Genomic DNA, 4,334 nt, shown 5'->3' with positions numbered 1-4,334 from the left:
TTTCTTCATGGCATAGTTCCCCGTTAGGGTAGGAGTCATCAGCCATGAAGGCGGTTAACGGTGGACTTCATCACCAGGTACAAACTGTTTGTAAATGAATCTTCGATCCTCGCTGCGGGTTTGTCAAGATCGCAAGAGTTGGCTGAATTGACATTCGACCATTGCGATCGCAGGGAACTCGTGATGCCATGCCTTTCAGTAGTGAGTGTTGACAGCGGCGGCAGCAATGGAATAAAAGTAAGGGTTGGTTAGGTGAGGGAGTTCACCTTTAACCGCTGTCCCTTCCAATAGGCCGGACAGATGATGACTCCTGACAGGGAATCCTGTCGCGGAGTTGTGTCCCGGCGTTTTCCCTGAATACAAGTGAATTGGAGTTTTTGGATCCATGAATTACACATGGGTTCTACAGAATTTTTACGCCGGTCTGGTGCTTGGCGCAATCGCGCGTGTCATCCCTCGCGCGCGGATCATGATCGAAAATCCCATCTATCGGAACGGGGCAAACGGCATCGCGCCGTGGCGTTCGTATTCCGCCCCATCCCAGATCTTAGGAATTCTCACAACCAACGACCTTGTGTCGGGAAAGCGTACTCATCATGTCTGAGATTGCAAAACTTGAAGCTCTTGAAATCCTCGATTCCCGAGGCAATCCAACCCTCGCAGTCACGGCAACATTGGCAAACGGAGTGAAGGCAACGGCGAAAGTTCCCTCTGGAGCATCGACCGGCAAGCGCGAAGCGGTGGAACTGCGGGACGGAGATAAAGCCCGCTTTGGCGGCAAAGGTGTGCTGAAGGCGAAGAGCCACGTTGAAGGCGAAATTCACAATGTCGTTCGCGGATTCGATGCTAACGATCAAAGGGCACTGGATAAAAAGCTTTGCGAACTGGATGGGACCTCGAACAAAGCGCGACTGGGAGCCAACGCGATTCTTGGAGTGTCACTGGCGGTTGCAAGGGCGTCGGCGAAAGATCGGGGCCTGCCCTTCTATGCCAGTCTTGGCAACGAGGGAGCCAATCTAATTCCGGCGCCTTGGTTCAATGTGCTGAACGGCGGCAGTCACGCTGATAGCAACGTGGATTTTCAGGAGTTCATGATTTCACCAGTCGGCGCCCCTCGCTACAGCGAGGGACTGCGCGCAGCCGCCGAGACCTTCCATGCTCTCAAAGCCGTGCTGCACAAGAAAGGCTACAGCACAGGGGTCGGAGACGAAGGCGGATTCGCGCCGCAGTTGAAGTCCAACGAAGAGCCCATCGAACTGATTCTCGAAGCAATTCAGAAGGCCGGGTATAAGCCGGGCAAAGACCTGGTCATCGTCCTAGACCCGGCCACCAGCGAGTTTTTTGAAGATGGCACGTATGTCTTCGAGAAGTCAGACAAGAGCAGGAAATCGCCGGCCCAGATGGTCGATTTCTGGAAAATCCTGCTTGATCGGTATCCGGAAATCTGGGCGCTTGAAGATGGGGTTGCGGAAGACGATCGCGCCGGCTGGCAGCAACTGACCAGGACGCTGGGAGACCGAATCCAATTGATCGGCGACGATAACTTTGTCACCAATCCCAACCTCTTTCGTCAGGGAATCAAGGACGGCATTGCCAATGCCATCCTGATCAAATTGAACCAGATTGGCACGTTGACGGAGACGCTCGAATGTATTGAGATTGCTCGCGCGAACGGCTACGGCGCGGTCATCTCTCACCGCTCGGGCGAGACCGATGACACCAGCATCGCGGACCTGGCAGTGGCGGCGGGCATGGGGCAAATCAAGACCGGCTCGACCAGTCGCGGCGAACGTATCGCAAAGTACAACCGCTTTCTGGAGATCGAACGCGAACTCGGAACCAAGGCCCGCTACGCAGGCACCGCCATCTACGACCGCTGGCAGACGTCGGTGAAGGCATAGCAAATCGCAGTAGGTGTTGGAGTCCACCGCAAACCGCTCAACTGGGCAGATGACTCCTCGAAGCTTCAAATACTTGGAGGAGTCATGCCCGAACCCGTACCCGATCTCACCTTGAACCGACACCCCGGGGAGTTAAACGATCCCCAGCAGAGACATCTCAGAGTCACTTGCCAATATATCGACAAGCTTCTGAGCGACGTTGAACACGTTCTTCATGCGGCGACGTCTCCATCTCCGTTCCCCCGCTACGTCGTGGACATCACACCCGCGCAGACCCGTGCGATTGAGGACCACATCCGCCGCCTGCGCTCGCAACTGCTGCGTACGCTGGCCTGGCAGCACATGAGACCAAACTCGCCGGAAATTCCAGCGACACGCGCGGTGATGACAGACCTGGCTTTTGTCGACATCGCGGTCGAGGAACTAAAACCCGGTTACATGCGTGGCTATGGCGCTGTCCCGGAGGATGCGGTAAGCGAACTCAATGGAGTGGTCTACGAGCTTCGCTCCCTGGTCGCGGGCATGGAACGCTATGTCCGCCAGGAATTGGGGACCAACCTGGAGGCGCGCCTCCGGAAACTGGAGGAAACCGGGTGCGATGTGGACCTGTTGCGGCTCATGGAGCAGATCGTCACCCGTCAAGGCCTAGTGGAATTCCGATCGCGCATCGATTCGCTTGCGTCACGCCTGGAGGACAACGATTTGGAAGTGGCCCTATTCGGTCGAGTCAGCAGCGGCAAATCTTCTCTGCTGAATGCGCTGCTCGGCACGGATGTTCTTCCCGTCGGCATCAACCCCATCACGGCGGTGCCCACCAAATTGCGCTACGGGACATCCTTGCGAGCGACGGTGACCTATGGCGACGGAAGAAATGAGATCGTCAAGGTCGAGGACCTACCCGGCCTGGTCACGGAACAAGAGAACCCCGGCAACCTGAGAAATGTCGTGAGAGTGGTGGTTGAGGTCCCATCGCCACGCCTCCGGCACGGCATCGTGCTGGTGGATACGCCGGGACTCGGCTCCCTGGCGAGGCGGGGAGGAGCGGAAACTCTGGCCTATCTTCCTACGTGCGACCTTGCGCTGCTCTTGATCGATGCAGGGGCTACGTTAAACGACGAAGACATCGGAACTCTGCGCCTGCTGTATGAAGCGGGAATCCCCGCCATCGTTCTACTCAGCAAGGCAGACCTGCTCGCGGAAGGAGATCTGCACCAGGTTGTCGGCTACATTCAGAAACAGCTGCAACACGAGTTGGGTCTGGAAATGAACGTTCATCCTGTCAGCTCGCTTTCGAGCCATTCCATCCTGCTCGATTATTTCTTTGAGCGAGAGTTGCTTCCCCGATTCGACCAGGCACGAAGTCTCCGGAACGGCTCCGTCGCAAGAAAGATCGGGACCTTGCGCGACTCGGTGATTGCGGCGCTGGAGACGAATCTCGACCGCAAAAAACGCGGAGGGCACAATCTTCCAACCGATGCGCAGGGTCTGGAGGAGAGATTGCGCCATGTGACCGGCATGATTGGGGAGCAGCGCACCACTCTCAACTATGCCTTTCTCAAACTCGCGGAGTCGCCGGAGGCGGTCCTGAGCCAGGTAGCGGATACCGCGCTGCGATGGATGCGAACTCATTCCAAGGCTCGTGTCACTTCCTTCCAACTCTCAGAATGGATCCATGATGCTGTTCGGCAAGACCTGGAGCGATCCATCGGAAGTGTCAGCTGGGTAAGCCGGCGCGCCATCGACACATTGCTGAGCGTGGCGCAGGAGATGGGGCGAACCGACGTGCCTGCCCAGGATGACCTGGAGGTTCTCTTGCGCGATATGCCTCGCTTTGAGATGGCGGCGCTACCGAAGGACATCAACACAAGCCATTGGATGTTTCTGGGAGATAGCGTGGTCCGCGCCAAAATCAGAAACAGCCTGCGGCAAAGTATCGGCGAATTGCTGCAACAGGAACTTCACCTGTACGGTCGCGCGCTGTCGCAGTGGAACCAGCAGTTCGCTAGCAAGATGGAGTTCCTGGTAAGTTCCTACGCCGACGCCTATCGTGTCCAGTTGCACAGGATCGCGGGGACTTCGAAAGACGCGATCGATGCGCCGCAACTGGAAGACGACTTGGCTCGCCTGAAGAACTGGGGAGTTGATGAGATTTCAAATGAAATGCGAACACATGGATAGGGAGGCATGAGTTTGTCGAAATATATGTATATTGCGGTGGGCGGGGCGCTGGGTTCCATTGCTAGATTCTGGGTTGGTTCCGCGGTCGCCAGCCGTCTGGGAACAAAGTTCCCTTACGGGACCTTTGTCATCAATATCACGGCCTGTGCGATTATCGGCTTCTCGCTGACGTTTCTGGCTAAGCGAACGGACCTGAATCCTGCGTGGAGGTTCCTGGTGCCTGTCGGCTTTGTCGGCGGTTACAGCACGTTTTCG

General features: G+C 56.6%; 4 protein-coding genes and 2 riboswitches. All 4 genes read left to right on the top strand.

Going from position 1 to position 4,334, the window contains the following annotated elements; genetic code table 11:
* Window positions 1-22: 22 nt before the first annotated feature.
* Window positions 23-84, bottom strand: a riboswitch (Fluoride riboswitch).
* 158 nt (window positions 85-242) lie between these two features.
* Window positions 243-320, top strand: a riboswitch (Fluoride riboswitch).
* Window positions 321-385: 65 nt separating this feature from the next.
* Window positions 386-604 (top strand): hypothetical protein, encoded by a 219-nt coding sequence (locus tag VMU57_RS12215; protein ID WP_325383770.1) that lies wholly within the window; start codon window positions 386-388, stop codon window positions 602-604.
* A complete protein-coding gene (eno, locus tag VMU57_RS12210; RefSeq protein ID WP_325383768.1) occupies window positions 597-1,901 on the top strand; it encodes a phosphopyruvate hydratase in 1,305 nt (434 codons plus the stop codon). Before VMU57_RS12215 ends, eno begins: the two co-directional genes overlap by 8 nt.
* Before the next feature lie 84 nt (window positions 1,902-1,985).
* Window positions 1,986-4,079, top strand: coding sequence for a dynamin family protein (locus VMU57_RS12205; RefSeq protein WP_325383766.1), 2,094 nt, complete (start codon window positions 1,986-1,988; stop codon window positions 4,077-4,079).
* Between the two features lie 6 nt (window positions 4,080-4,085).
* Window positions 4,086-4,334: CrcB family protein (locus VMU57_RS12200; protein WP_325383764.1), on the top strand; the 249-nt coding region annotated here is incomplete at its 3' end.

This window comes from Edaphobacter sp. (assembly GCF_035532915.1).
GTDB lineage: Bacteria > Acidobacteriota > Terriglobia > Terriglobales > Acidobacteriaceae > Edaphobacter.
Note: the sequence above shows the minus strand (reverse complement) of the source record. Positions and strands in the feature narration are given on the sequence as shown.